The following is a 25553-nucleotide window of genomic DNA, read 5'->3' as shown; positions in this document are numbered from 1 at the left end:
CGATGAATTGAGAATGCACTTGCATCAACGGTGAACTTTTGTATAAAAGTGGGATCCCACTTGAATGCAAGGTTGGGATCCAACGATAAAGAACCGAACTCCAGAGGCTCTCCATGCTCCGTTCACACTTCTCTCGCAGCATTCTTTCCGCGTCCTTCCTGTCGATCACAGCGTCTTTTGCCTTCGCTCAATCCTGCGAACCAAAAGTGGCGGCAGGCGAGTTGATCAAGCCCGGCACGCTCGTCATGTCGACCAATCCAACGCTTCCGCCGCTCCAATTCATCGACTCCACGGGTGATCTGAAGGGCATGCGCATCGACCTCGGCAAAGAGATCGCCAAGCGCCTTTGCCTTGAGCCCGAATATGTCCGCATCGAATTCTCCGCGATGGTTCCGGGCCTGCAGGCTGGCCGCTGGGACATGATCAATACGGGCATTTTCTTCACCGAAGAACGCGCCAAGATCATGCAGATGATCCCCTATGAAGATCAGGCCATCAGCATCTCCGTGGCACCAGATTCGAAGAAAAACGTCGCCGCAAAAGATGATCTGGCCGGCATGACGATCGGTGTCGAAATTGGTGGTTTCGAGGAAACAAAGACACGCCTTCTCGACAAGGAACTGCGTGACGCTGGCAAAGAAGGCTTGACCATCCAGACGTTCGATAATTTCGCCCTGGCCTACCAGGCTCTGCGGGCGGGCCAGGTGCAGGGTGTCGTGTCGATCGACGCCGTCGCCAAGGAGTACGATTCTCGCGGGGACTTCAAACGGGCAATCAGTGGCCTCTACCCCGCTCCGGTTTCTGTCGCATTCAAAAGCCCGGCTTTGGCTGATGCCGTGTCTGCGACGTTGAAAGACATGAAGGCGGATGGATCTCTGAAGGCGCTCTTTGACAAATACGGTCTGCCGATGGTCGCGGGTGACTATTCGGTCAAAGGCCCCGGTCGCTGAACTGATTTCAAAGATCGTTTAGAGATGAGGCGGGACGCGACCACGTCGCGCCAAACCTCTCGCAGAAAGTCGTCTTCATGTCGCTTTGGAACTGGTCTGGTTTTTTCGGTTATCTGTTCAACCCCTTTATACTTGGCGGGGTGTTCACGACCGTTTGGCTCACCATCGTCTCGTTGGTTGCGGGGCTTATTCTGGGCTTTGCTCTTGCATTGATGCGGCGATCGTCGCGGCGGATGCCATACTACATTGCCAAGGCGTATATCTGGCTTTTTCGCGGCACGCCGCTTCTCGTACAGTTGATTGCGATCTATACGGCGCTTCCGCTGTTCGGCATCAAGTTCACCGTCATAGAAGCGGCGTTGCTCGGATTGGCTCTCAACGAGGCAGCTTATCTCGCGGAGATCATTCGCGCCGGTATCGAAGCCGTGCCGGAAGGCCAGACCAGGGCAGCGCGCGCGCTCGGCATGACGGAGCGTCAGATCATGCGCTACATCGTGATGCCGCAAGCCTTCAAAGTGATTGTTCCGCCTCTCGGCAATTCGGTGAACGGTCTCTTGAAAACGACTTCTGTCACCTCCGTCATCTCGGTCGAAGAACTCCTTCGCCGGACTCAGGTTCTCATCCAGGAGCGGTTCATGGTGCTCGAACTGTTTGCTGTCGCGGCGATTTATTACCTCCTCCTCACAACACTCTGGGACTTCTTCCAGAGCCACATCGAAAAGCGTCTCGGTCAAGCCGGATCTCGGCTTTCCATTAACGAGAAGCGCTAGAACCAGGATTTTCAAATGCAGAAGACGTTCCGCGGTGTCTACACCGTGATGATTACGCCCTTGGATCCCAGCGGCGCGGTAGATCTGAAGGGGCTGGCTGCCTTTACCGACTGGCAGGTCAAGGAAGGTATCCATGGCCTGATCCCTCTTGGATCGACGGGTGAGTTTCTATCGCTCAGCGAGGATGAGCGCGATAGTGTGGCGAGGATCGTCATAGAAACTGTCGCGGGACGAGTGCCTGTTCTGATCGGCACGGGAGCGGAAGATACGCGGGAGTCCATTCGCCTTAGCGTCAAGGCCGAGGCAATGGGAGCTGACGGTGTCATGATTATTCCGCCGTTCTATTCCACCCCAACGGATGACGAACTCGTTCATCACTACAAGAGCATTGCGTCTGCCGTGGCCATCCCGATTATGGTCTACAACAATCCCGCGACCGCAAACGTCGACCTGACGCCGGAGTTGGTCAAGCGCATCGCCGAAATCGACGGCTGCGACTATATCAAGGAGTCCACCCTCGAAGTGACACGCGTGCGCGATATCATCCGGCTGGCTGGCGACGATATGACTGTGTTTGGCGGTATTCTCGGGTTTGAGTCTTTCGTTATGGGTGCGCAGGGCTGGGTGGCAGTGGCTTCAAATGTTGCGCCAGGACCGATGGCGCGGATCTTCGAACTTGTTGCAAATGAGAAAAAGTTCGATGAGGCAAGAGAGCTTTACCTCAAATGGTTGCCCGTCATTCAGGCGGTCGGCGGCCAGGCCTATGTCGCAGGAACGAAGTCACTGCTGACCCACATGGGATTTGGCGCAGGCCTGCCGCGGCCGCCGCGCCTACCGTTGCCGCCCGCGCAGGACGCCGCCATGAAGACGCTGGTGGCCGATTTCGGTCTGACGTTCGGCGCCTGAGGAATTCCATGATGCCCGTCGCTTCCATAAACCAGAGCTTGAGACCCGACGATGCGCGGGTCAGGCTCTCGGTCGACGGTCTGCAGATATTTGCCGAAAAGGGCATGTCTGTTGCCGCTGCCATCGAGGCGACGGGGCGGCATGAATTTTCCCGAGGCATCAAAGGCGAAGGCCGTGGCCTCTTCTGCGGAATGGGTGTCTGTCACGATTGCCTCGTGACGATCGACGGGAAAGTCAGCCAGCGGGCCTGCATGACCATCGTCGGTGAGGACATGCAGGTCCTGCGTCCTGCTGCGCGGCCCGACCTTGCCACTGGTCAGATTGCCGATCTCTGCAGTGTGCCGCATTCCTTAGCGACAAGGACGATGGACGTTCTCATTGTCGGAGCGGGGCCTGCGGGACTGGCCGCAGCTAAGGTCCTTGCTGCGGCCGGCGCCAAGGTGACTGTCATTGATGAACGGCCGTCTGCCGGCGGGCAGTATTTCAAGCAACCCTCGACACGCAGCGCCGCCGAGCGATTGAGTGGCGACGAGCAGGCTTTATCCGGCGCAGCGCTTATAGGGGAAGTGCGCGACCATGACGTGACATTTCTAACCGCTACAGTGGTGTGGGGTGCCGCACGTGACGACGACGGTTCGCCTATTATCGCCTGCTATGGGTCCGGCCATGCGTTTTACTGCAAGCCGAAAATACTCATCATCGCGACGGGGGCCTACGAACGCCCAACGCCAGTGAGGGGTTGGACACTTCCTGGTGCGATGACAACAGGGGCCGCCCAGACGTTGCTGAGGAGCTATGGAACCGTTCCCGGCCGAAGGATCATCATCGCCGGAAACGGTCCTTTGAATATGCAGGTCGCAAACGAACTTCGAAAGGCGGGAGCCTCCATAGTCGCTTTGCTGGAAGCAGCACCGCCACCGTGGTCTCGGCCTGTCGCAGCCCTCGGCCTTCTGACAACGGATCCCGCTCTCGCCCGTCACGGATTGCGCCAGATATCAACGCTCAGGTCCGCGGGCGTCAAGATAGGCTGGAATAGCGTGCTTACCTCGATCAACGGTTCTCAGTGTGTGGAGAGCGTCACCTTCGCCGGACCAAGCGGTGAGACCAATCTCGAAGCTGACACGGTCCTTATCGGCGGCAATTTCGCATCCTCCAATGAGCTGTCCCGGCTGCTCGGCTGCGGCCATGAGGTCGTCGGCGGCGATCTGCGGGCAGTGCGAGATCTCGACGGTCAGACAACGCTTGCAAACGTGCATGTTGTCGGTGAAGCGGCGCATTTCGGCGGCGCGCATGTTGCGATGGCAGAAGGGCAGATCGCCGCCGCGGCGATTGCGCGAAAACTGGGCCTCCTTGTCCAAACTGACGAAAGCGTGGTGAAAAGGCTTGCCCGCCATCGACGGTTTCAAGAAGCCCTTTGGCAGGTCTTTGCGCCGAAGGACGATGCAGGGACAAAGACGGCAATTCTGCCAGACGATGCATTGATCTGCCGTTGCGAAGGGGTGACTTACGGTGTCTTGAGGACGCTCAGCGCAAATAGTGCGCAGGACATTTCGACATTAAAGCGCCTGTCGCGTGCGGGCATGGGGCGATGTCAGAGCCGCTACTGCGGCAAAGCGATCGCTGACGTCACGAAAGAACGGCACCTCACTGGCGAAACAAGCGGTTTTCTGGCTCCGCAAATGCCACTTCGACCTATTCCGCTGGCGGCGCTTGCGGTCGAAAAGCCGGAATGGGGCGGCCACAAGCGCGCACTTTTGCCGGAAAAACCCCCAGTGGCGAATTCTCAAGCTTTGCCGGTGACGGAAACGTCCACGCTGGTAATCGGCGCAGGCATTGCGGGCCTTTCGACGGCGCTCTTCCTTGCCAGGGAAGGCGAGGACGTTGTGGTGGTGGAGCGCGCTTTTGCGAACTCGCTGGCATCTGGAGGTAATGCAGGAAGCCTTCATGCCCAGTTGCTTTCCTTCGACCACGGTGCCCGTGCCGAAGGTGGCGGCGGAGCGGCCGCTCAAACGCTTCCCCTCCAGCGTGATTCAATCGCTCTTTGGGCCGCGCTGCAAAGCGAGATCGGACAGGATTTCGAGATGAAGGTTACAGGCGGCCTCATGGTGGCCGAAACCAATGACCACATGCGTTTTCTGGCGGAAAAGGTCAGGGTGGAGTGCGCGGCCGGGATCGATTGCCGCTTGATCGGGCAAGAGGAACTGCGCTGCCTGGAGCCTGCTCTGTCTTCTCATTTCGTCGGCGCTGCCTACTGCTCCCAGGAGGGCAAGATCAATCCTCTCGTCGCTACGCAATATATATTGGAGGCGGCACGGCGAGACGGCGCGCAAGTCTTCGAAAATTGCGAGGTCACCGGAATAAGAACCTCGGACGACGGGTTCGAGGTCAAGACATCGAGGGGCATCTTGCGGACAAGACGCATCGTCAATGCAGCCGGAGCCTTCGCTTCAAGGATCGGCGCGATGCTCGGTGTCGACGTGCCGGTCTTTGGTGCTCCGCTGCAGATGGTGGTTACCGAGGCCGCAGCACCTTTGATCTCGTGTCTCGTCGCCCATGCCGACCGCCATTTGACCCTGAAGCAGGCGGCAAACGGGAACTTCATCATCGGCGGTGGCTGGACCGCAGGCCTCGATCCCGTCCATCAACATCCACGCCCGCTGCTGTCGAGCCTTGAGGGGAACCTTTGGGTTGCCCAGCACGTCGTTCCTGCTCTGCGCAAACTTCACGTCATCCGAAGCTGGGCGGCGATGAACATCAACATCGACGGTGCGCCGATCCTCGGCGAACATCCGTCAATGCCGGGGTTCTTCAACGCCGTCACTTCAAACGGCTATACGCTCGGCCCGATTGTCGGCCAGTTAACATCTCGGCTCGTTCTCGGTCGCGAGACCGATAGAGCCTTGCAACCCTTTTCCATCGCGCGTTTCCAGAAAGGCCGGGCATGATTGAGATCACTGGCGTTACCAAATATTATGGACAGTTCGCTGTCCTTAAGAACTGCTCGGTGAACGTCGAACGCGGTGAGGTCGTGGTTGTCTGCGGTCCCTCGGGGTCGGGCAAATCGACATTGATCAAATGCGTCAATGGGCTCGAGCAGTTTCAGGAAGGTTCGATCCGGGTGCATGGTATCGAAGTCGGCGACCCGAAGACCGACCTGCCGAACCTTCGCACGCGGGTAGGTATGGTCTTCCAGAACTTCGAGTTGTTTCCTCATCTGACGATCATCGACAATATCATGCTGGCGCAGAAGATTGTCATTGGCCGCAGCGAAACGGCAGCTCACACCAAGGCCATGGCGCTTCTTGATCGGGTCGGGCTGACGGACCACGCGAAAAAATATCCAAGCCAACTCTCCGGCGGGCAGCAGCAGCGCGTGGCGATCGCGCGGGCGCTCGCGATGGATCCGCTCGCCATGCTCTTCGACGAGCCGACCTCCGCGCTTGATCCAGAGATGATTTCCGAAGTGCTCGACGTCATGACCGGACTGGCAAAGGACGGCATGACGATGATGGTCGTCACCCATGAGATGGGATTTGCCCGCCGGGTGGCGACACGCGTGATTTTCATCGATCAGGGCGAGATCGTCGAGGATCGTCCGAGCGAGGAGTTTTTCGCGGGAAAACACAACCCACGAACCGAAGCCTTCCTTGGCAAAATCCTGCAACACTGAAGGTCAGGCTTGTGAGCAACTACGATCTCATCATTCAGAACGGCACGGTGGCGACTGCTGCGGATGTTTTCCAGGCGGATATCGGCATTAAAGACGGCAAGATTGTCCAGATCGGGCAAAGCCTGTCGGGCGCTGCGCACACGATCGACGCCTCGGGCAAATATGTCCTTCCAGGCGGCATCGACAGCCATGTCCATATCTCCCAGCCTTCGGGCGACGGGATCGAGATGGCGGACGACTTCGAGAGCGGAACGCTGTCGGCGGTGTTCGGCGGCAATACGACCGTCATGCCGTTCTGCCTTCAGGAAAAGGGCAAGTCGCTGCGAGAGGTGCTAACGGCCTATCATGCGCTCGCAGAGGGCCAGTGTTATACCGACGTCAGTTTTCATCTGATCATATCCGACCCGAGCGACGCCGTGCTGGGGCAGGAGTTGCCAGCGCTTGTGGCCGACGGCTATCCGTCGCTGAAGGTTTTCATGACCTATGAGAGCCTGCGCCTTGATGACGCACAGATCCTGAAGACGCTCGATGTCGCGCGACGGACGGGCGCCACCGTCATGGTCCATTGTGAAAACGAGGACGCAATCAGGTTCCTGATCGAAAAACACGAGCTGGCGGGCGACGTTGCCCCACGCGCTCATGCCTCCACCCGTCCGGTCGCCATCGAACGCGAAGCTACGCACCGCGCCCTGACGCTGGCCGAAATCGTGGACGTTCCCGTTGTCATTGTGCATGTCTCGAACGGCGAGGCCATGGAAGAGATCGCTCGCGCAAGGATGAGAGGCGTCAAAGTCGTCGGGGAAACCTGCCCGCAATATCTGACGCTCACCGCCAAGGACCTCGACGGCATGGATTGGGAGGGCGCCAAACTTGTCTGCTCTCCGCCGCCGCGCGATGAAGATGCCCAGAAGGAATGCTGGCGCGGGATCGAGACCGGGGCATTCGAACTCTTTTCATCCGATCATTGTCCATTCCGTTACGACGACCAGCACGGGAAGCTTAATCCCAAAGGTCGCATGAATTTCAGGCACATCCCCAATGGCATTCCAGGCGTCGAAACCCGCCTTCCCATCCTATTTTCGCAAGGGTTCATGGCCGGGCGCATCGATCTGCCGCGCTTTGTCGCCCTGACATCAACGAACCATGCAAAGACCTATGGCCTCTATCCACAAAAGGGAACGATTGCCGTAGGGGCGGATGCAGACATCGCGATCTGGGATCCAACCATCGAGCGGACCATCCGTCATGCGGAACTGCATGATGGCGCAGACTATTCGCCCTACGAGGGGATCGAGATCACCGGCTGGCCGATAACGACAATTGTCGCCGGAAAGCCTGTGGTCGAAAACGGCGTCCTAGTGGGTACTAAGGGCCACGGGCAATATCGGAAAGCCGCGGCGAGACAAATCAACAAACGGTCAAATCTAACAAGAGCGACATCATGAAACTGAAAATTACAGCAGGGCCATTCATCTTCGACGCTGTCCTGGAAACTGCCAGAGCGCCCAAAACCTGTGACGCATTCATCAAGCAGATGCCGTTCGATGGTAAAATCGTGCACGTTCGCTGGTCTGGCGAGGGCGTTTGGATTCCGCTTGGCGACCATGATTTCGGCGTCGGTTATGAGAACCATACGAGCCATCCGGCCCCCGGTCATATCATCCTTTACCCAGGAGGCATTAGCGAAACGGAAATCCTGCTTGCCTATGGAGGTGTCGATTTTTCATCGAAAATGGGCCAACTGGCTGGCAATCATTTCATCACAATCACATCCAATCTCGACCAACTCGCCGAAATAGGGCGCCTCACGCTGTGGGAAGGCGCGCAATCCATTCGATTTGAGGCCGTATCCTAGAGCATGATGCCGAAAAGTGTGGGCGGTTTTCGGATGACATCATGCTCTAACTATCTAATTTAGAACAGGATTCAGATTTTAGGCCGACGCGGCCTAAAATCATTCTGTTCTAGGCGCAATAGCGCGAGACGACAGGGTTGACGCCGGCGTGCCAGCACCGCCTAACGTAGCGGTTGGCACGTTTCCTGCATTCTAGTCTTCGAGATTTCCAAATGGTGGACGAGGCCCGAAATGTCTTTTGATTTTGACTTCGAACTTGCGAAAAGAGCGGCGCAAGAACTGCCTCCGCCGCAGAAGCAGCCAAAACCGCGTAAGATGTCTCTTCTACAGAGACTCATGGCTTCGCCGCCAAGTCCTCCTCGTCCGTCTCTCAGCATTCCGCGCCCATATAGAGGTGGTGATGCGCGATGACGCTGTGATACCCCTGTTGAGCAGATAAGGCGGTGCTGTGCACACGGTTCTATTCCCGTCAAGGCGGTGTCCTTTCCACAGATGTGGTGCGTGCAACACTTGACGAGCTGTGTCGCCGGGATGTTCCAGCGCGGACGTCCAACGACGAGATCACTCTCTACAAGGCAGTCGGAACGGCGTTGGCTGATCTTGCCGCCGCGACGATGGTCTATGAAGCCGCCTTGATTGCCGGCTGACGCCTTCTGGCCCGGGCGATCGCGCATGATCGGAACGCGGCTGTTGCCCGGTTCCAGCAGCCAGGGACCGCGCCAGAAGCAAGAACTATTCGTGCTTCCCTCCCCCGACGGCGTTCCCTACACTCTGGCCTGTCCTCCCCGAGTCCTGGAAATGAGGTTTTCATGAGCACGCTTACCCGCTTCTCCGTTCAGCCGCTCTCGACCATGACCCGCCGTCTTGCGGATGTCGCCTCAGCTCGTCGCGAACCCGACCTGGTCATCCAGGGCGCGCGCGTCCTGTCTACCTATTCGGAGCGCTTTCTCGACGGACGCGAAATCTGGATTTCGGGGGGCCGCATTGCAGCCGTCAAGCCGGCCGGCAGCTACAGAGGCGGGAGCGCCAAGCTCTACGACGCCAGAGGCGGCATCATCGCCCCCGGCCTGGTCGATCCGCATATCCATATCGAATCCTCGATGGTCACGGCCTGCGCCTATGCGGAAGCGGCACTCCTCAACGGCACGACGACGATCTTCTGCGACAGCCACGAGATCGGCAACGTCATGGACGTCGCCGGCGTCGAGGCCATGCTCGAGGATGCGCGGCAGGCGCCGCTGTCGATCTTCCTGACCGTGCCGAGCACCGTGCCGGCGACGACGCCGGACCTGGAAACAGCCGGCGGCGACCTGACGCCGGACAAGATCGCCGCCCTGTTCGACAAATGGCCGGAAGCCGTGGCTCTCGGTGAGAAGATGGATTTCGTCCCCGTTGCGATGGGCGACGAGCGCAGCCATGCGATCCTGGCTGCAGCACTCGAGCGCGGCAGGCCGGTGTCGGGCCATGTCTACGGACGAGAGTTCGTTGCCGCCTATGCCGCATCCGGCGTTACCGACACGCATGAAGCCATCGACCGCGATATTGCCGACGACCTGCTGGAAGCCGGCGTGTGGATCTTCCTGCGCGGCGGCCCGCCGACGACTCCCTGGCATTCGCTGCCGCAGGCGATCAAGACGATCACCGAGCTCGGCGCCTCCCACAAGCGCGTCGCCGTCTGCACCGACGACCGTGATGCGGAAGATCTGCTCGCCTTCGGCCTGGACTGGGTAACGCGCGAAGCCGTGAAATACGGCATGAGGCCGGAAGAGGCCTGGGCGATGGGTTCGCTGCACGGCGCGACGCGGTTCGGCATGGAAGGCGAAATCGGCGGTCTGGGCGGCGGGCGCCGGGCCGATCTGGTGCTTCTCAGCGACGACCTTACGCCGGTCAGCACCTGGTATGGTGGCGAACTCGTCGTCGACGGCAAGAAGATCACGCCGATCCTCGACGAAGCTATGTCGAAACCGTACCGCTATCCGGATGCCGCCTACCACACGGTCAAGCTGCCCAAAAATCTCAAGCTGACACCGGACCTGCCGACGGAGACGGTCGTCGCTCATACGATCAAGCCGGAGCTGCCCGGCATTACCCTCGGCCACGTCACCGTCACGCTGGAGCCGGCCAATGACTGGCAGGCGCATTTCGACAGGCACGACCTCTGCTTCGTGACGGTGGTGGAGCGCCACGGCAAGTCAGCCGGCAATGTCGCCCACGGACTGCTCAACGGCTTCGGGCTCAGACAAGGCGCGGTCGCATCCTCGGTCGGCCACGACAGCCACAACATCATCGTCGCCGGCACCAATGCCGCCGACATGCAGGTGGCGCTGGACGCGATCGAAGAAAGGCAGGGTGGCGTCTGTATCGTCATGGACGGCAAGGTGACGGCCATGGTGCCGCTGCCGATCGCCGGGCTCTTGTCCGACCAGCGCGTGCACCAGGTCGCGGACGAAGTAAAGGCCTTGAAGCTCGAATGGGAAAAGGCAGGCTGCACCATCGCCTATATGGGCTTCAACCTCATCCCGTTGTCGGTCATCCCGGAAATCCGGATAACCGACAAGGGCCTGGTGCTGGTGCCGGACATGGTGATCTCGCCGCTCTTCGAAAAGGCTTGACCGGCAAAAACCAGCCGGCGAGTGCTTGCTGGAATGCCAACATAGAATAGCCCGCGTGATCGAAACCTGAATGTCGGCCCGACCTAGGGAGCGAAACGCCACACCGTCGTCCTCTTGATTTCGCTGTCCTCTAGCGCCCGCGTCACCGGCACCTCGTAAACCGCGCAAAATTCCAGCCGATCCCGCGGCAGGTAACTGCGTCCGGGATCGCCGACCAGCACCGCCTTGCCCTCGGCCGCCAGCATCGCGAACCAGGGAACGAGCGCATCGGCGAAAGCGCGGTCGTAGAAGACGTCGCCGGCAAGCACGATATCCGCATCGACGGCCTGGCCGATCAGATCGGCGCCGGTAAATCCGAGCAAAACGCGATTGGCCTCGGCATTCATCCGGACTGCGGCTAGCGCCCAGGGATCGATATCGCAGGCGGTGACCTTGCGGGCACCGGCCATCACAGCCGCAATGCCGACAAGGCCGGAACCGCTGGCGAAATCGAGCACGCGCTTGCCGCGCACCGTTTCCGGTTGGTCGAGGATGTAGCGCGCCAGTCCCTGACCGCCCGCCCAGGCAAAAGCCCAGAAGGGTGGCGGCAGACCGATCGCCTCCAGCTCCTCCTCCGTCTTCAGCCAGAGTTCATGCGCCTCGCTCGCCAGATAGAGCGAAATCTCCGGCACATGCGGCGGCGGCATCAGGCTGGTATTGGCGCGGATGAAGGCTTCGGGATCGGTCTTCAACGCGGCGGATTGTCCAGCCCGCCCATGCGGCAGACTTCGAGATATTCTTCTTCCGTCACCGGCTGCACCGACAGCCGCATCGAGGTGACGAGCGCCATCTTGGCAAGCTTCTCGCTCGCCTTGACATCCTTCAGCGTCACCGGCTTAGGCAAGTCCATGACGGCTCGGATATCGACGCAATCCCACTTCGGATCGCCCTTGGCGGAGGAATCGGGATGGGAGAGGGCGCAGACTTCGACGATGCCGACGATCTCCAGCCCGTCATTGGAATGGTAGAAGAAGCCTTTGTCGCCGATCTGCATCGCCCGCATATTGTTGCGCGCCAGATAGTTGCGGACGCCGGTCCATTCTGTGCCCTTTTCGCCGGCAGCCTTCTGCTGCTCCCAGGACCAGGAGGCGGGTTCGGATTTATAGAGCCAGTGCGCCATGTTCACGCCTCCGGTTTGTTGAAGACCCAGTTGTAGGCCTGGACCTCGACGCTTTCGAACAGTCCGGCCTTGGCGTAAGGGTCGGCATCGGCAAACGCCCGCGCCGCCTCTTTCGATTCCGCTTCGATGATGATCAGGCTGCCGCAGGGCTTGCCGTCATCGTCGAGAAATGGGCCGGCGATCTTCAGCGTGCCCTCGGCATTCAGTCTGTTCAGATGCTCGATATGTGTCGGACGCGTATCCATGCGCACGTTCAGATGTCCCGGTTTGTCCTTGCAGAGAAGGGCGAAAAGCATGTCTGTCTCCTATTCGGTGGTGATCGGACGCGTCATCAGCTGCTCGATCGCCTCTGATATATCGAGCCTGCCGTCGATAATGGCGGAAACGGCATCGGTGATCGGCATGCTGACCTTCAATTCCGCCGCCAGCCGCGAGGCGACGGAGGCGGCAAACGCGCCTTCCACCAGCGCGCCATGCAGGGGATCGGTCTTGTCGCCGCGCCCGAGCGCGATGCCGAAGCGCAGGTTTCGCGATTGATGGCTCGTCGCCGTCAGCACCAGATCTCCGAGCCCGGAAAGCCCGCGCACCGTATCCGCCTGGCCGCCCATGGCGACGACGAAACGCGACATTTCCGCAAGCCCGCGCGCAATCAGCGCCGCACGCGCAGAATCGCCGATGCCGCGGCCTTCGACGATGCCGCAGGCGATCGCCAGCACATTCTTGAGCGCGCCGCCGAGCTGCACGCCGATCCGGTCGCTGGAGGCATAGAGCCGGAAGGTCCGGCCTGATATCGCCTGCGCTAGCCGCTCAGCCGTCTCCATGTCGGCTGCCGCAATCGCCATCGCCGTCGGCAGGCCTTTGGCGATATCGGCGGCAAAACCCGGGCCTGAGAGCACCGCGACGGAATGGTCCGGCAGTTCCCGTTCCAGCATGTCGGTCAGAAGATTGCCCGTCGCCCGCTCGATGCCCTTGGCGCAGGTGACGACGACAGCGTCTTTGGAAAGATAAGGTCCGTATTGCCGCGCCGCATCGGCCTGCGCCTGCGACGGCATCGCAAAAAGCACGATGGAGGCGCCGGTGATTGCATCCGCCTCGGCGGAAAATTCCAGCGTGTCGGGCAGAGAAATGCCGGGCAGCACCGCATCATGCAGCCGCTCGCTCTTCAGATCTTCCATCAGCGCCGGATTGCGCCCGACAAGCGTCACCGCACTGCGCCCGGCAAGGGCGATGACGGCGGCAAGCGCCGTGCCGAAAGCCCCCGATCCGACGACGGCGATGTTTTCGCTCATGCCTTGGCTCCTCTTTTTCCGAAACCGACCAGCGTTTCCGCGTTGGAATCGAGCGGCCAGCGCGACCGCGGCTGTACGTCGAGCGCATCCGGTGCGGCACCCGCCGCCATCCGCTCCAGTCCCGCCCAGGCGATCATCACGGCATTGTCGGTGCAGAGGTGCAGCGGCGGTGCAATAAAACGGAAGCCATTCTTGTCGCACAGCGCCTGCAGCGTGCCGCGCAGTTCGAGATTGGCGGCGACGCCGCCGGCAACGACGAGCGCAGGCTTTTCGCCAGCAGCAGAGCCGGTAGCAGGCCCAGGAGTAGGCAATGTCGCCGGAAATTCCGTCTTGAACCGCTGCAGGCCGCGGCCGATGCGATCCTTCAGCGTCCGCGAAATCGCCTTCTGGAACGAGGCGCAGATATCCGCCACGTCCTGATCGCTGAGCGGCGCGATATCCTGTGCCGCCTGCCGCACGGCCGTCTTCAATCCGGAGAAGGAGAAATCGAGCCTTGCCTCACCGACCAGCGGCCGCGGAAAATTGAAACGATCGGGATTGCCGTCCCGCGCCATGCGCTCCACCGCCGGTCCGCCGGGATAGGGCAGGCCGAGCAGCTTTGCCGTCTTGTCGAAGGCTTCGCCGAGCGCATCGTCGATCGTCGTGCCCCAGCGCTCGTATTGCCCGACGCCGCGCACCAGGATGAGTTGGGTATGGCCACCGGAGACGAGCAGCATCAGATAGGGAAAGGACAGTCCGTCCGTCAGCCGCGCCGTCAGCGCATGGCCTTCGAGATGGTTGACCGCATAGAGCGGCTTGCCAGCGGCTCTGGCAATCGCTTTGCCGGTCATCAACCCGACAAGCAGCCCGCCGATCAACCCCGGCCCCGACGTGGCGGCAATGGCGTCGACATCGCCCAGCGACACATTGGCGCGCTTCAGCGCCTCTTCGATCAGCTCGTCCAGCGCCTCGACATGGGCGCGCGCGGCGATCTCCGGCACCACGCCGCCATAGGCGCTGTGCTCGTCGAGCTGCGACAGCACCACGTCCGACAGCACGTTGGAATGCCCCTCCGCATCGCGCTCGACGACGGCGGCGGCGGTCTCGTCGCAGCTTGTTTCGATGCCAAGGATGCGTAGAAAGGGAACCATGAAGCCTGTTCGTTGATTGCGATGGGATGGAAACCCGTTTACGAGAACTCCGGTAACAACGGAATTGAGCGGATGCAAACAAAACCTTTCCGGATCGGCACGCGGGGTAGCCCGCTGGCGCTTGCCCAGGCGCATGAGGCCCGCGACAGGCTGATGGCGGCGCATCATCTGCCCGAAGAACTGTTCGAGATCGTCGTGCTGACGACCAAGGGCGACCGCATCACCGACCGGTCGCTTTCCGAGATTGGCGGCAAGGGCCTCTTCACCGAAGAGCTCGAACAGAAGCTTGCCGCTGGCGAGCTGGATTTCGCCGTGCACTCCGCCAAGGACATGCCGACGCACCTGCCCGAGGGCCTTCATCTTTCCGCCTATCTGCCGCGCGAGGATATCCGCGACGCCGTCATCGGTCGCACCGCGCGCAAACTGATCGACCTGCCGCATGGCGCCACCGTTGGTTCCTCGTCGCTGCGCCGCCAGGCGCTGATCCGCCGCATGCGGCCTGACATTAACGTCATCACCTTCCGCGGCCTAGTGGAAACGCGCCTGCGCAAGCTCGAGGAGGGCCAGGTGGACGCGACCCTGCTGGCACTGGCCGGCCTGAAGCGTCTCGGCAAGGTCGATGTGCTGACCGATATCCTCGATCCCGACACCTTCCCGCCCGCCCCGGCGCAGGGGGCGATCTGCATCGAAAGCCGCATCGGCGATGCCAGGGTCGACGATCTGCTGGCACCGGTCAACGATATCACGACTTTCGACACCGTCTCCTGCGAACGCGCCTTCCTCGCCGCACTCGACGGCTCCTGCCGCACGCCGATCGGTGGTTATGCCATCTGCGAAGGCGACCTGATCCGCTTCTCCGGCCTCATCATCACCCCCGACGGCCGCAGCCAGCATGCCGTGACGACCGACGGCCACCGCCGCGACGCGGCGGCACTCGGCACCCGCGCCGGCCAGGACGTGCGCGCAAGGGCCGGCAGCGCCTTTTTCGACGATTGGCACTGAGGCCGCTGATGCGCGTGCTCGTCACCCGCCCCGCCCATTCGGCGACGAGAACCGCACACCGTTTGCGCGATATGGGCCACGAGCCCTTGCTGCTGCCGCTGCGCCAGCCGGTCCACGACAACACCGCCGCCGTAGCCGCGCTGGCGACCACCAGCGGCGCAATCGCGGTGACCAGCGCCGAAGCGATCAGGGTCGTTTCCGCCCTCGGTGAGCAGCTTCGTCCGCATCTTACCCGCCCGTTTTTCGCGGTCGGGGAGACGACGGCGGGAGAGGCGCGCAGCCTTGGCTTCCGATATGTCGCCGCATCCGCGGGCAACGGCCGCGATCTTGCCGATCTCATCGCGGTGCAGGGAGCCGACGGGTTGCTCTATCTTGCCGGCACCCCGCGCGCCGAAACTTTCGAAGGAAGATTGCGCGAGCTTGGCATCCAATTTTCCGTCGCCGAATGTTATCGCATGCAATCGGCCGTCCCCGATTCTGCCGAGGTCGACGCGATCTTCGCTGACGGTGGCCCGGACGTCATCCTCTTCTATTCCCGCCAGACGGCTGAGGATTTCTTTCGCCTGCCGGAGCCGCGGTCCGCCCTACTGAAGCGCAGCACAATTCGCCTCCTTTGCCTGAGCGAGGCGGTGGCGGGAGCCGTTCCGGCAGTACTTCGAAAAAACGTGACGATTGCGCCGATGCCGGATGAGAGAAGCCTTTTGTCGCTGCTTTGAAGGCTCTAACTGCCCAAATTTGATCTAACCTCTTCCCTTAACTGGGATCACTGTCTAGTTTCGTTGCAATGCAGGATAAAGAGGACCTCATGGTATCGGGAAACCCGCCACGCCATTCGAAGAGCGCCGACGAGCCGGTCACGATCGACCTCGATGCACAGGAATTCGCCTCCGCAGCCGATACCGAAAAGCCGGTAGAGAGCCCAGCCGGTGATGCCGACACTACCGCCGCCACGGACGACGGCCTGACGCCCGAAACCGAAGCTGCCTCGCATGCCGAATATGAAGAAAAGCCTGCGGCGGAGGCGCTTGAGGAGGAACCGGTAGCTTCGGAACCGTCCTACACCCCTCCTCCCGAACAGCCCGCGCCGAAGAGCGCCGGCACCTCCGGTCTCATTGCCGCCGGCATCTTCGGCGGCCTCGTGGCGCTGCTCGGCGCGGGCGCCATCCAGTATGCCGGTTACCTCCCGAGCTCGTCTGCGCCACAGGCGACCTCGCCGGAGACCGCCGAGCTTTCCGGCGAGATCGACGGCCTGAAACAGGCCGTCGCCAACCTTGCCGCCAACCCGGCGAGCACGGATGACGGCGCGCTCGAGAAGCGCGTCGCTGCGCTGGAATCGGCGGCGAAGGCTCCCGCAGCCGGTGCACCGGCCGATTCGGCAAATGTCGAGGCGCTCAACCAGAAGATTGCGGAACTGACCGGCCAGGTCGATCAGCTGCGCGCCACACTTGCCCAGTCTTCCGAACAGCAGACGACGAACGGCGCCGATATATCCAAGCGCCTCGAAGAGGCCGAAAAGAAGCTGAACGAGCCGCGCGAGGACGTCGCCGTCGCCCGGGCGATCGCGGCCGCCGCCCTTAAGGCGGCGATCGATCGCGGCGGTCCGTTTGTGGCCGAACTCGACACTTTCGCCGGCGTCGCGCCCGACGATCCTGCTGTCGCCGACCTCCGCGCCTTTGCCGAGACCGGCATTCCCTCACGCGCCGAACTGGTGGCAGCGGTTCCCGATGTCGCCACCGCGATCGTCGAAGCCGTCAACCAGCCGGATCCGAACCAGAGCTGGTCGGACCGGCTGATGTCGAGCGCCAAGTCGCTGGTGAGCGTTCGCCCCGTCGGCAATATAGAGGGTGAAAGCGTCGAAGCCATTGCTGCCCGCATGGAGGACAAAGTGAAGAGCGGTGACCTGCCCGGCGCTTCCGCCGAATGGAACAATCTGCCCGCCCTCGGCAAGCAGGCGTCGACCGCCTTCAAGCAATCACTCGAAGCGCGCATCCGCGTCGAGGAACTGGTCGGGGGCGCGCTGTCGAAAGCCGTTTCCGGCACCGGCAAGGAAGGATAAGACCATGCTGATCCGCCTTGTCGCCTTCGCCCTCTTCGTGCTGCTTCTCGCCTATGGCTTCTCCTGGCTTGCCGATCGCCCCGGCGATCTCTCGCTGATCTGGGAGGGCCAGATCTACCAGACGAAGCTGATCGTTGCCGCCAGCGCCATCATCGCTCTCATCGCCGCCGTGATGATCGCCTGGTGGTTCGTCCGCCTGGTCTGGACTTCGCCGCATTCGGTGACGCGATATTTCCGCGCCCGCAAGCGCGACCGCGGTTATCAGGCGCTGTCCACCGGCCTGATCGCCGCCGGCGCCGGCAATGCCCTGCTTGCCCGCAAGATGGCCGCCCGCTCGCGCGGCCTCATCCGCGCCGATCAGGAGCCTCTGATCAACCTGCTCGAAGCTCAGGCGGCCCTGATCGAAGGCCGCCATGACGAGGCGCGCGCCAAGTTTGAGGCCATGGCCAACGATCCCGAGACGCGCGAACTCGGCCTGCGCGGCCTTTATCTCGAAGCCCGCCGTCTCGGGGCCAACGAGGCGGCCCGCCAATATGCCGAAAAGGCGGCCGACAACGCGCCCTATCTGCCCTGGGCAGCCCAGGCGACGCTCGAATATCGCAGTCAGGCCGGCCGCTGGGACGATGCGATCCGCCTGCTCGAACAGCAGAAGGCTGCCCGCGTCGTCGAAAAGGCCGAAGCCAACCGTCTGCATGCCGTCCTGCTGACGGCGCGCGCCGGCGAGAAGCTGGAAAGCAACCCGGCCGGTGCTCGCGACGACGCCCAGCAGGCGCTGAAGCTCGCCCCCGATTTCATTCCGGCAGCTCTCGTCGCTGCAAAGGCGCTGTTCCGCGAAGGCGGCGTGCGCAAAGCCGCCTCGATCCTCGAACAGGCCTGGAAATCGGCACCGCATTCGGAGATCGGCCAGGCCTATGTCAGGGCCCGCAGCGGCGATTCCACGCTCGACCGACTGAAGCGTGCCGAGCGGCTGGAAGGGCTGCGCCCGAACAATGTCGAATCCCTTCTCGTCGTCGCTCAGGCGGCACTCGACGCGCAGGAATTCGCCAAGGCGCGCACCAAGGCGGAAGCGGCGGCGCGCATGCAGCCGCGTGAAGCCGCCTTCCTGCTCTTGGCCGACATCGAAGAGGCCGAGACCGGCGACCAGGGCCGCGTGCGCCACTGGCTGGCCCAGGCGCTCAAGGCGCCGCGCGATCCGGCCTGGGTGGCGGATGGTTTCGTCTCCGACAAATGGCTGCCGATATCGCCGGTGACCGGCCGTCTCGACGCCTTCGAATGGAAGGCGCCTTTCGGCCAGATCGAAGGTCCGCTCGAAGACGGTTCGACGCCGGCCTCGATCGAAACGGCTCTGAAGACGCTGCCGCCGCTGCGTGACGTCAGGCCGGAAAGCCCCGTCAACGACCATCGCATCATCGAGCTGGAACGCGCTGCGACGATTGCCGAGGCTGTGCGCCCCACGCCGGCACCAGCGCCGGCAAAATCGAAACCCGTCGAACCGGCCGCGAGCGATAAAGCGCCGGCGCCGAATGAGGCAAAACCTTTCTTTGGCGGGTTGCCGGATGATCCCGGCGTTCGCGATCCCAGGGTGGAACCGGAACCCAAGACACGGCTCCGCCTTTTCTGAAATGGAACGAAAACCGCATGTTCGAACGCTTTCAGGCATTCTTCCAAAAGCTCACCGCCGACCACCCGAAGAAAGGATTTGCCCCTGATGATCCGCGCATCGCAGTGGCAGCGCTCTGCATGCAGGTCATGGAGGCCGACGGTCAGATCAAAGCCAGCGAGAAGAAGCGGCTGCGCAAGCTCCTGAAGGAGCAGTATGCCCTCGACGGCAAACAGCTCGATGCTCTGATGGCCGCCGGTCTGGAGGCCGAAAGCACCGCCGTCGATTATTATCGCTTCACCGCCGACCTGAAACGCCATCTCAATACCGAGCAACGGCTGGAGCTGATCGGCATCCTCTGGGACATCGTCTATGCCGATGGCGAACGCAGCGAGATGGAAGACCATGTGATCTGGCGTATCGCCGATCTGCTCGGCGTCTCCTCGCGCGAGCGCATCCAGAAGCGGCAGGAGGCCGCCGCCAGGGTGACGGATGTCCAGGTTGCGCAAGATGATGCCGACTGAGCAGAACCCGAACCGCGACGGGCGCCCGATCCTTATCATCCTGCATCAGGAGCGATCGAGCCCCGGCCGTGTCGGCCAATTGCTCGTCGAAAAGGGCTACCGCCTCGATATTCGTCGCCCGGTTCTCGGCGAGCCGCTTCCGACGACGCTCGAAGACCATGCCGGCGCCGTGGTCTTCGGCGGGCCGATGAGCGCCAATGATCCCGATGACTTCATCAAGAAGGAGATCGACTGGATCGATATTCCGCTGCGGGAAAAACGCCCCTATCTCGGCATCTGCCTCGGCGCGCAGATGCTGGTGCATCATCTCGGCGGCAAGGTGCAGCCGAATGCCGACGGCTCGACGGAGATCGGCTGGTATCCGCTGCACCCGACCGAGAAGGGCCGGCTGCTGATGCACTGGCCGAAGATGGTCTATCATTTCCATCGCGAGGGTTTCGAACTGCCGCGCGGCGCCGACCTGCTGGCCGAAGGCGATGCCTATCCGAACCAGGCCTTCCGCTACGACGGCAACGCCTGGGGCCTGCAGTTCCATGCCGAGCTCACTCGGGTGATGATGCATCGCTGGGTCGTGCATGGCGCCCATCGCTTCATCCTGCCGAACGCCCAGCAGGGCCGCGAACATCTCGAAGGCCGCATGCTGTTCGACGCGCCGCTGAGAGCCTGGCTGACCGAATTCCTCGACATCGTCTTCGAGGGAAAGGCGGCGAAGGCGACGTCTTCTATCGCTCTTCGCGCATAATCGGTTTCGAAATCGATCCCGACTATGCGGTGGGCGCGTCGAGCGTATCGATCTGCCGCAATTTCGGGAAACTCGAAGCCCAGATCGCCGCCACAGCAAGCGTTCCGATCCCGCCGATAACAACCGCCGGCACAGCACCGAAGATCGATGCCATCGTGCCTGCCCTGAATTCCCCGAGTTCGTTTGAAGCACCGACGAAGACCATGTTGACGGCGTTGACCCGGCCGCGCAGATGATCCGGCGTCCAGAGCGCAATCAGGCTCTCGCGCACATAGACCGACACCATGTCGGCCGCCCCCATCAGCGCCAGCGCCGCGATCGAGACCTCGGTGTTGGTCGACACGCCGAAAATGATCGTTCCAAGGCCGAACAGGGCGACGCCGATGAACATGTAGATGCCGGCGCGGTGTTTGAGCGGGTAGGCGGCCAGGAAGATCGCCATGACGATGGCGCCAAGGCCGGGTGCGGCACGCAACAGCCCGAGCCCCCAGGGACCGAGTGTCAGAATATCACGCGCAAAAATCGGCATCAGCGCCGTCGCGCCGCCGAGCAATACGGCGAAGAGATCGAGTGAGATCGCCCCGAGCACCACCCTTTCGGCGCGGATGAAGCTGAAGCCACCGAGGATCATTGCCCAGCTCTTGGTTTCGCCCGTCGTCTTCTGCTCCGGCTTCGGGATCATGTAGAGAAGGGCCGCACCGAGCACGGAAAAGATCACCGCCACACTATAGGCGGTCGTCGCGCTGACGCCGTAGAGCAGGCCGCCGAGCACCGGCCCGGTGATCGCCGCAAGCTGCCAGGACGACGAATTCCAGGCGATCGCATTGGAAAGAGCCTGCTCCGGCACGAGATTGGGCGCCAGCGACTGCACCGCCGGCGACATGAAGGCACGTTCGATGCCGAAGATCAAAAGGACGGCGAAAACAGGCAGAGGTGTAAAGGTGCCCATGATTGTCATGACCAGCAGCGCCAGTGTGCAGAGCGCGCTCACCAGCGAGCAGAGCGCGGCGATCGCCCGGCGATTATACCGGTCGGCCACCGAGCCGGTGACGAGCATGAGCAGCAGCGACGGCAGGAACTGCACGAGACCGATCAGGCCGAGATAGATCGCCTTGCCCGTCTGGTCGTACATCTGCCAGCCGACGGCAACGCTGACGATCTGCTGCGAGAAGGAAAGCAGGAAGCGCGCGAAGAAGAACCGCGTGTAGGACGAATGCCGAAACGCGGCAAAACGGTCTCCGGTGGGCGCAAACGACATGGATGTTTTCCGAGGAGACGGGCGCCGCAATAGCTGCAGAGCCGCCCGTTAAACATGATTCACCGCGCGTCTCCACACGGCACTTGCTCGTTTAGTCACCAATGTCTACATGTCTGTCAACAACGAATTTGGAGATGACGATGTTTGCGCTGTTTCAAACCATTGATTTGGCTTTGAATATTTACACCTGGATCCTGATTGGCAGTGCCATTTTTTCCTGGCTCTATGCCTTTAACGTCATCAACTCCAGCAATCAGTTCGTCAATTCGGTCGGCACTTTTCTCTATAACGTCACCGAACCGGCGCTGAAGCCGATCCGCCGCTTTCTGCCGAACCTTGGCGGCATCGACATTTCGCCGATCATCCTGCTGCTGATCATCTTCTTCCTGCGCACCTTGCTGTGGACCACGCTGTACCCGCTGGTCGCTTGAGCCGTCCCTGGCGCCTTTTCGATGACCATCTGCGCCTCGCCGTCCGGCTGACGCCGAATGGCGGGCGTGACGCAATCGATGGCATCGAGGCCGACGGCGAGGGTGAAGCCCTCCTGAAGGCGCGCGTCACATCGGTCCCGGAAAAGGGCAAGGCAAACAAGGCCCTCATCCTGCTGATCGCGCAATCGCTGCGCATTCCCAAATCCAGCGTCAGCTTTGTCTCCGGCGAGACCGCACGCAAAAAAATCCTCCGGATCGACGGCGACCCGGAGGATTTGGCAAGAAAGCTCGAAGCGTTTCTTCGCTGAACGATCAGCCCTTCGTCGTCTTGGCGCGCTCGACGGCTTCGAGGATCAGTTCACCGGCTTCCTTGGAGTCGCCCCAGCCGAAGATTTTCACCCACTTGCCGGGCTCCAGATCCTTGTAGTGCTCGAAGAAGTGCTCGATCTGCTTCAGCGTGATCTCGGGAAGATCGGTGTAGTCCTTCACCTTCTCGTAGCGCAGCGTCAGCTTCGGCGACGGCACGGCGATGATCTTCTCGTCCTTGCCGGAATTGTCTTCCATCTTCAGGACGCCGATCGGGCGGACATTGATGACGCAGCCGGGAACCAGCGGGCGGGTGCTGGCGATCAGCACATCGATCGGGTCGCCGTCTTCCGACAGTGTGTGCGGCACGAAACCATAATTGCCGGGATAGGTCATCGGCGTATAGAGGAAACGATCGACCACCAGCGTGCCGGCTTCCTTGTCCATCTCATACTTGATGGGATGACCGCCGACCGGAACCTCGACGATAACGTTGACGTCCTCAGGTGGATTATTACCGATGGAAATAGCGTCGATGCGCATAGGAAACTCCCGCGAGGTTGAATTTGTTCGCAGCCAGATAATCAGTTTCATGTGGCAACGCAACATCGCACAGCGCCAATGCTTGACTGCAGCGGCGCACATTCACATCAAAAACTTCCGGTAGGAGATAGGCGAAGGCCGACTCTAGCGCCGTGCGTCTTTTCAGACACGCTAGGGATCGATCAGCTCCAGATGAAGCCGATCTTCTTCAATTGCCTGTGGTCGAAACTTTCCATGCCTTCGCAGAAATCGACACCGCCGTGATGGCGGTAGAAGCGGCCGGCAGTCTCGTTTTCCTCGAGGCACCAGACCACCAGCCCGTTGCAGCCCAGCGACTTCAACAGCCGGCGCGCCTCGCCGAACAGCATCCTGCCGAGGCCGATGCCCTGATATTCGGGCCGAAGGTAAAGCTCGTAGATTTCGCCTTCCTGCGGTAAAGCGCGGGCGCGGTTCAGGCCAAGCGTCGCATAGCCGGCGACGGTGCCGGCAACATCGAGAACCAGCAGCGTTGCCGGCCCGCGCGTCGCCTTGCGCCACCAGCTTTCGCCGCGCCGCTCGATCATCTGCGTCAGCGCACGATGCGGAATGATACCCGCATAGGTATGCTGCCAGGCGAGCCTGTGTGTTTCCGATATAGCGCGGGCATCATGCGGCTCGGCCCGCCGGACATCGATCGACAACGTCTTCATAACGTTTACTCTGGTCCCGCCAGAGGCAATTAACCATATGCGATACCGCATTCCGGTCCATTGCCCACAGACTTAACATGTGGACGATGGTCAAAAGTTAACGCTTTTTTAACGATTGTCACAAGATGGAATCGACGCGGCGCACAACAAAAACCCCGGCGCGAGGGCCGGGGTTTTAAGGACTTCTCTAAACTGCGCCAGGCTCTCAGAGGGCCGCCTTCGACTTTTCGAAACGCTTGCGATCGTTTGCGTCGAGATACATCTTGCGCAGACGAATATTCTTCGGCGTCACTTCCATCAGCTCGTCGTCCTGGATCCAGGAGAGTGCGCGATCAAGCGTCATGCGGATCGGCGGCGTCAGCTTCACCGCTTCGTCCTTGCCGGCGGCGCGGATGTTGGTGAGCTGCTTGCCCTTCAGGACGTTGACTTCAAGGTCGTTGTCGCGCGAATGGATGCCGATGATCATGCCGGCATAGACCTTTTCGCCCGGCTCGATGATCATCGGGCCGCGATCTTCCAGGTTGAACATCGCATAGGCGACAGCTTCGCCGGGAGCGTTGGCGAGCAGCACGCCGTTGACGCGGCCACCGATCACACCCTTGTAGGGCTGGTAGTCGTGGAACAGGCGGTTCATGATCGCCGTGCCGCGCGTATCCGTCAGCAGCTCCGACTGGTAGCCGATCAGGCCGCGGGTCGGTGCGTAGAAACGCAGGCGGAGACGGTTGCCGCCCGACGGACGCAACTCGACCATTTCGGCCTTGCGCTCGGACATCTTCTGCACGACGACGCCGGAATGTTCTTCGTCGACGTCGATGACGACCTCTTCGACCGGCTCCAGAAGCTGGCCGCTTTCATCCTTGTGCATCACGACACGCGGACGCGACACGGCAAGCTCGAAGCCTTCGCGACGCATGGTTTCGATGAGGACGGCGAGCTGAAGTTCGCCGCGGCCGGACACGTAGAACGAATCCTTGCCTTCGGCTTCTTCGATCTTCAGGGCGACGTTGCCCTCCGCTTCCTTGAAGAGGCGGTCGCGGATGACGCGGCTCGTCACCTTGTCGCCTTCGGTGCCCGCCAGCGGGCTATCGTTGACGATGAAGGACATGGTGACGGTCGGCGGATCGATCGGCTGCGCCGGCAGCGGTGCTGTGATCGAAGGATCGCAGAAGGTGTCGGCGACCGTGCCCTTGGAAAGGCCGGCGATCGCAATGATATCACCTTGATGCGCTTCTTCGATCGGCTGGCGTTCGATGCCGCGGAAGGCGAGGATCTTGGAAATGCGGCCGGTTTCAATCGTCTTGCCGTCGGCGTGGAGAACCTTCACCGCCTGGTTCGGCTTGATGGAACCGGAATTGATGCGGCCGGTGATGATGCGACCGAGGAAGGGGTTGGCTTCGAGGATCGTGCCGATCATCGTAAACGGACCTTCGTGGACGGTCGGCTCCGGAACATGCTTGAGCACCAGGTCGAGAAGCGGGGTAAGACCCTGATCCTTCGGACCTTCTGGATTGACGTTCATCCAGCCGTCGCGGCCCGAACCGTAGAGGATCGGAAAGTCGAGCTGCTCGTCGGTCGCGTCGAGGTTTGCAAAGAGGTCGAAGACTTCGTTGATGACTTCTTCGTGGCGGCCGTCCGGACGGTCGATCTTGTTGATCGCGACGATCGGGCGAAGGCCGACCTTCAGCGCCTTGCCGACGACGAATTTCGTTTGCGGCATCGGGCCTTCCGAGGCATCGACGAGAACGATCGCGCCATCCACCATCGAGAGAATGCGCTCGACTTCACCGCCGAAGTCGGCGTGGCCGGGGGTGTCGACGATGTTGATGCGGACACCCTTCCATTCCACCGAGGTCGCCTTGGCGAGAATGGTGATGCCGCGTTCCTTTTCGAGATCGTTCGAGTCCATCACGCGTTCAGCGACACGCTGATTTTCGCGGAACGAGCCGGACTGCTTGAGAAGCTCATCCACCAGGGTCGTTTTGCCATGGTCAACGTGCGCGATGATCGCGATATTGCGAAGTGCCATATGTGAAATCTCTGAGGCTGGGGCGCACGCTCTAG

At 61.4% G+C, this 25553-nt stretch carries 25 protein-coding genes and 1 pseudogene; 17 read left to right on the top strand and 9 right to left on the bottom strand.

The window, feature by feature from the left end; translation table 11 throughout:
• Nucleotides 1-113 precede the first annotated feature (113 nt).
• From FHT75_RS25430 to FHT75_RS25390, 9 genes and pseudogenes are all read left to right on the top strand, one after another.
• Nucleotides 114-950, top strand: a complete 837-nt coding sequence (locus FHT75_RS25430; protein WP_063473792.1) for an ABC transporter substrate-binding protein — start codon at nt 114-116, stop codon at nt 948-950.
• 77 nt (nt 951-1027) lie between these two features.
• Nucleotides 1028-1720 carry an amino acid ABC transporter permease gene (locus tag FHT75_RS25425; RefSeq protein ID WP_063473793.1) on the top strand — a complete coding sequence of 231 codons (693 nt, stop codon included), beginning with the start codon at nt 1028-1030 and terminating at the stop codon, nt 1718-1720.
• Between the two features lie 15 nt (nt 1721-1735).
• Entirely contained in the window at nt 1736-2626 is an 891-nt protein-coding gene (gene dapA / locus FHT75_RS25420; RefSeq protein WP_063473794.1) for a 4-hydroxy-tetrahydrodipicolinate synthase, read from the top strand.
• Nucleotides 2623-5571, top strand: a complete 2949-nt coding sequence (locus FHT75_RS25415) for an FAD-dependent oxidoreductase (RefSeq protein WP_088930325.1) — start codon at nt 2623-2625, stop codon at nt 5569-5571. Before dapA ends, FHT75_RS25415 begins: the two co-directional genes overlap by 4 nt.
• Nucleotides 5568-6296 carry an amino acid ABC transporter ATP-binding protein gene (locus FHT75_RS25410; protein ID WP_063473796.1) on the top strand — a complete coding sequence of 243 codons (729 nt, stop codon included), beginning with the start codon at nt 5568-5570 and terminating at the stop codon, nt 6294-6296. The genes FHT75_RS25415 and FHT75_RS25410 overlap by 4 nt, the downstream gene beginning before the upstream one ends.
• Nucleotides 6297-6307: 11 nt before the next feature.
• A complete protein-coding gene (gene hydA, locus FHT75_RS25405; protein WP_183845237.1) occupies nt 6308-7741 on the top strand; it encodes a dihydropyrimidinase in 1434 nt (477 codons plus the stop codon).
• Complete coding sequence (locus FHT75_RS25400; RefSeq protein WP_063473798.1) at nt 7738-8151, top strand: DUF3830 family protein; 414 nt, start codon at nt 7738-7740, stop codon at nt 8149-8151. Before hydA ends, FHT75_RS25400 begins: the two co-directional genes overlap by 4 nt.
• Nucleotides 8152-8627: 476 nt before the next feature.
• Nucleotides 8628-8798: pseudogene (locus tag FHT75_RS25395) on the top strand (ornithine cyclodeaminase family protein); the annotation flags it as partial.
• Nucleotides 8799-8960: 162 nt separating this feature from the next.
• Nucleotides 8961-10763 carry an adenine deaminase gene (locus tag FHT75_RS25390; protein ID WP_063473799.1) on the top strand — a complete coding sequence of 601 codons (1803 nt, stop codon included), beginning with the start codon at nt 8961-8963 and terminating at the stop codon, nt 10761-10763.
• Nucleotides 10764-10846: 83 nt separating this feature from the next.
• Here FHT75_RS25390 and FHT75_RS25385 read toward each other — a convergent pair whose 3' ends face one another.
• The 5 genes from FHT75_RS25385 to tsaD are packed head-to-tail and all read right to left on the bottom strand — an operon-like array spanning nt 10847 to nt 14341.
• The gene (locus FHT75_RS25385) at nt 10847-11494 is read right to left on the bottom strand and encodes a class I SAM-dependent methyltransferase (protein ID WP_063473800.1); all 648 of its coding nucleotides are present in this window, start codon (nt 11492-11494) and stop codon (nt 10847-10849) included.
• On the bottom strand, nt 11491-11922 hold the full coding sequence (locus FHT75_RS25380; protein ID WP_020051996.1) for an EVE domain-containing protein: 432 nt from the start codon (nt 11920-11922) through the stop codon (nt 11491-11493). Before FHT75_RS25380 ends, FHT75_RS25385 begins: the two co-directional genes overlap by 4 nt.
• Before the next feature lie 2 nt (nt 11923-11924).
• Entirely contained in the window at nt 11925-12218 is a 294-nt protein-coding gene (locus tag FHT75_RS25375; RefSeq protein WP_063473801.1) for a YciI-like protein, read from the bottom strand.
• Nucleotides 12219-12227: 9 nt separating this feature from the next.
• Nucleotides 12228-13211, bottom strand: a complete 984-nt coding sequence (locus FHT75_RS25370; RefSeq protein WP_063473802.1) for an NAD(P)H-dependent glycerol-3-phosphate dehydrogenase — start codon at nt 13209-13211, stop codon at nt 12228-12230.
• Entirely contained in the window at nt 13208-14341 is a 1134-nt protein-coding gene (gene tsaD, locus FHT75_RS25365; protein ID WP_063473803.1) for a tRNA (adenosine(37)-N6)-threonylcarbamoyltransferase complex transferase subunit TsaD, read from the bottom strand. Before tsaD ends, FHT75_RS25370 begins: the two co-directional genes overlap by 4 nt.
• 72 nt (nt 14342-14413) lie before the next feature.
• Between tsaD and hemC the strand changes: the two genes are divergently transcribed.
• The 6 genes from hemC (at nt 14414) to FHT75_RS25335 (ending at nt 20265) form a co-directional block, all read left to right on the top strand.
• Nucleotides 14414-15343 (top strand): hydroxymethylbilane synthase, encoded by a 930-nt coding sequence (hemC, locus tag FHT75_RS25360; protein WP_063473804.1) that lies wholly within the window; start codon nt 14414-14416, stop codon nt 15341-15343.
• Between the two features lie 8 nt (nt 15344-15351).
• A complete protein-coding gene (locus FHT75_RS25355) occupies nt 15352-16059 on the top strand; it encodes a uroporphyrinogen-III synthase (RefSeq protein WP_183845236.1) in 708 nt (235 codons plus the stop codon).
• A gap of 68 nt (nt 16060-16127) precedes the next feature.
• Entirely contained in the window at nt 16128-17399 is a 1272-nt protein-coding gene (locus FHT75_RS25350) for a COG4223 family protein (protein ID WP_174824502.1), read from the top strand.
• Nucleotides 17400-17403: 4 nt separating this feature from the next.
• Nucleotides 17404-19020: a heme biosynthesis protein HemY gene (locus tag FHT75_RS25345; RefSeq protein ID WP_063473807.1), complete on the top strand. Its 1617-nt coding sequence runs from the start codon at nt 17404-17406 to the stop codon at nt 19018-19020.
• A 17-nt stretch (nt 19021-19037) separates the two neighbouring features.
• Nucleotides 19038-19523 carry a TerB family tellurite resistance protein gene (locus FHT75_RS25340; RefSeq protein ID WP_028757788.1) on the top strand — a complete coding sequence of 162 codons (486 nt, stop codon included), beginning with the start codon at nt 19038-19040 and terminating at the stop codon, nt 19521-19523.
• Nucleotides 19492-20265, top strand: a complete 774-nt coding sequence (locus FHT75_RS25335; RefSeq protein ID WP_063473808.1) for a glutamine amidotransferase — start codon at nt 19492-19494, stop codon at nt 20263-20265. Before FHT75_RS25340 ends, FHT75_RS25335 begins: the two co-directional genes overlap by 32 nt.
• A gap of 22 nt (nt 20266-20287) precedes the next feature.
• On the opposite strand, the gene FHT75_RS25330 is transcribed toward FHT75_RS25335, so the two are convergent.
• The gene (locus FHT75_RS25330; protein WP_097543593.1) at nt 20288-21523 is read right to left on the bottom strand and encodes an MFS transporter; all 1236 of its coding nucleotides are present in this window, start codon (nt 21521-21523) and stop codon (nt 20288-20290) included.
• A 140-nt stretch (nt 21524-21663) separates the two neighbouring features.
• Between FHT75_RS25330 and FHT75_RS25325 the strand changes: the two genes are divergently transcribed.
• Nucleotides 21664-21954 carry a YggT family protein gene (locus tag FHT75_RS25325; RefSeq protein ID WP_028757791.1) on the top strand — a complete coding sequence of 97 codons (291 nt, stop codon included), beginning with the start codon at nt 21664-21666 and terminating at the stop codon, nt 21952-21954.
• The gene (locus FHT75_RS25320) at nt 21951-22262 is read left to right on the top strand and encodes a DUF167 domain-containing protein (protein WP_028757792.1); all 312 of its coding nucleotides are present in this window, start codon (nt 21951-21953) and stop codon (nt 22260-22262) included. The genes FHT75_RS25325 and FHT75_RS25320 overlap by 4 nt, the downstream gene beginning before the upstream one ends.
• A 4-nt stretch (nt 22263-22266) precedes the next feature.
• Here the strand turns inward: FHT75_RS25320 and ppa are convergent, their stop codons facing one another.
• The 3 genes from ppa to typA form a co-directional block, all read right to left on the bottom strand.
• Nucleotides 22267-22803 (bottom strand): inorganic diphosphatase, encoded by a 537-nt coding sequence (gene ppa / locus FHT75_RS25315; protein WP_028757793.1) that lies wholly within the window; start codon nt 22801-22803, stop codon nt 22267-22269.
• Nucleotides 22804-22985: 182 nt separating this feature from the next.
• A complete protein-coding gene (locus FHT75_RS25310; RefSeq protein ID WP_047615619.1) occupies nt 22986-23492 on the bottom strand; it encodes a GNAT family N-acetyltransferase in 507 nt (168 codons plus the stop codon).
• Between the two features lie 205 nt (nt 23493-23697).
• The gene (typA, locus tag FHT75_RS25305) at nt 23698-25518 is read right to left on the bottom strand and encodes a translational GTPase TypA (protein ID WP_018243938.1); all 1821 of its coding nucleotides are present in this window, start codon (nt 25516-25518) and stop codon (nt 23698-23700) included.
• Between the last annotated feature and the right edge of the window lie 35 nt (nt 25519-25553).

Origin of the sequence: Rhizobium sp. BK112 (assembly GCF_014193215.1) — a bacterium.
GTDB lineage: Bacteria > Pseudomonadota > Alphaproteobacteria > Rhizobiales > Rhizobiaceae > Rhizobium > Rhizobium anhuiense.
This window is presented reverse-complemented; position numbering and strand designations above follow the sequence as displayed.

Bases quoted from the DNA above. Each gene is read 5' to 3' on its own strand.
- FHT75_RS25370 (WP_063473802.1), bottom strand. From the start codon at position 13,211: ATGAGCGAAAACATCGCCGTCGTCGGATCGGGGGCTTTCGGCACGGCG.
- FHT75_RS25345 (WP_063473807.1), top strand. From the start codon at position 17,404: ATGCTGATCCGCCTTGTCGCCTTCGCCCTCTTCGTGCTGCTTCTCGCC.
- hemC (WP_063473804.1), top strand. From the start codon at position 14,414: ATGCAAACAAAACCTTTCCGGATCGGCACGCGGGGTAGCCCGCTGGCG.
- FHT75_RS25390 (WP_063473799.1), top strand. From the start codon at position 8,961: ATGAGCACGCTTACCCGCTTCTCCGTTCAGCCGCTCTCGACCATGACC.
- FHT75_RS25430 (WP_063473792.1), top strand. From the start codon at position 114: ATGCTCCGTTCACACTTCTCTCGCAGCATTCTTTCCGCGTCCTTCCTG.
- FHT75_RS25355 (WP_183845236.1), top strand. From the start codon at position 15,352: ATGCGCGTGCTCGTCACCCGCCCCGCCCATTCGGCGACGAGAACCGCA.
- FHT75_RS25410 (WP_063473796.1), top strand. From the start codon at position 5,568: ATGATTGAGATCACTGGCGTTACCAAATATTATGGACAGTTCGCTGTC.
- ppa (WP_028757793.1), bottom strand. From the start codon at position 22,803: ATGCGCATCGACGCTATTTCCATCGGTAATAATCCACCTGAGGACGTC.
- FHT75_RS25340 (WP_028757788.1), top strand. From the start codon at position 19,038: ATGTTCGAACGCTTTCAGGCATTCTTCCAAAAGCTCACCGCCGACCAC.
- typA (WP_018243938.1), bottom strand. From the start codon at position 25,518: ATGGCACTTCGCAATATCGCGATCATCGCGCACGTTGACCATGGCAAA.
- FHT75_RS25330 (WP_097543593.1), bottom strand. From the start codon at position 21,523: ATGTCGTTTGCGCCCACCGGAGACCGTTTTGCCGCGTTTCGGCATTCG.
- FHT75_RS25400 (WP_063473798.1), top strand. From the start codon at position 7,738: ATGAAACTGAAAATTACAGCAGGGCCATTCATCTTCGACGCTGTCCTG.
- FHT75_RS25380 (WP_020051996.1), bottom strand. From the start codon at position 11,922: ATGGCGCACTGGCTCTATAAATCCGAACCCGCCTCCTGGTCCTGGGAG.
- tsaD (WP_063473803.1), bottom strand. From the start codon at position 14,341: ATGGTTCCCTTTCTACGCATCCTTGGCATCGAAACAAGCTGCGACGAG.
- FHT75_RS25375 (WP_063473801.1), bottom strand. From the start codon at position 12,218: ATGCTTTTCGCCCTTCTCTGCAAGGACAAACCGGGACATCTGAACGTG.
- FHT75_RS25350 (WP_174824502.1), top strand. From the start codon at position 16,128: ATGCAGGATAAAGAGGACCTCATGGTATCGGGAAACCCGCCACGCCAT.
- FHT75_RS25335 (WP_063473808.1), top strand. From the start codon at position 19,492: ATGTCCAGGTTGCGCAAGATGATGCCGACTGAGCAGAACCCGAACCGC.
- FHT75_RS25325 (WP_028757791.1), top strand. From the start codon at position 21,664: ATGTTTGCGCTGTTTCAAACCATTGATTTGGCTTTGAATATTTACACC.
- dapA (WP_063473794.1), top strand. From the start codon at position 1,736: ATGCAGAAGACGTTCCGCGGTGTCTACACCGTGATGATTACGCCCTTG.
- FHT75_RS25310 (WP_047615619.1), bottom strand. From the start codon at position 23,492: ATGAAGACGTTGTCGATCGATGTCCGGCGGGCCGAGCCGCATGATGCC.
- FHT75_RS25425 (WP_063473793.1), top strand. From the start codon at position 1,028: ATGTCGCTTTGGAACTGGTCTGGTTTTTTCGGTTATCTGTTCAACCCC.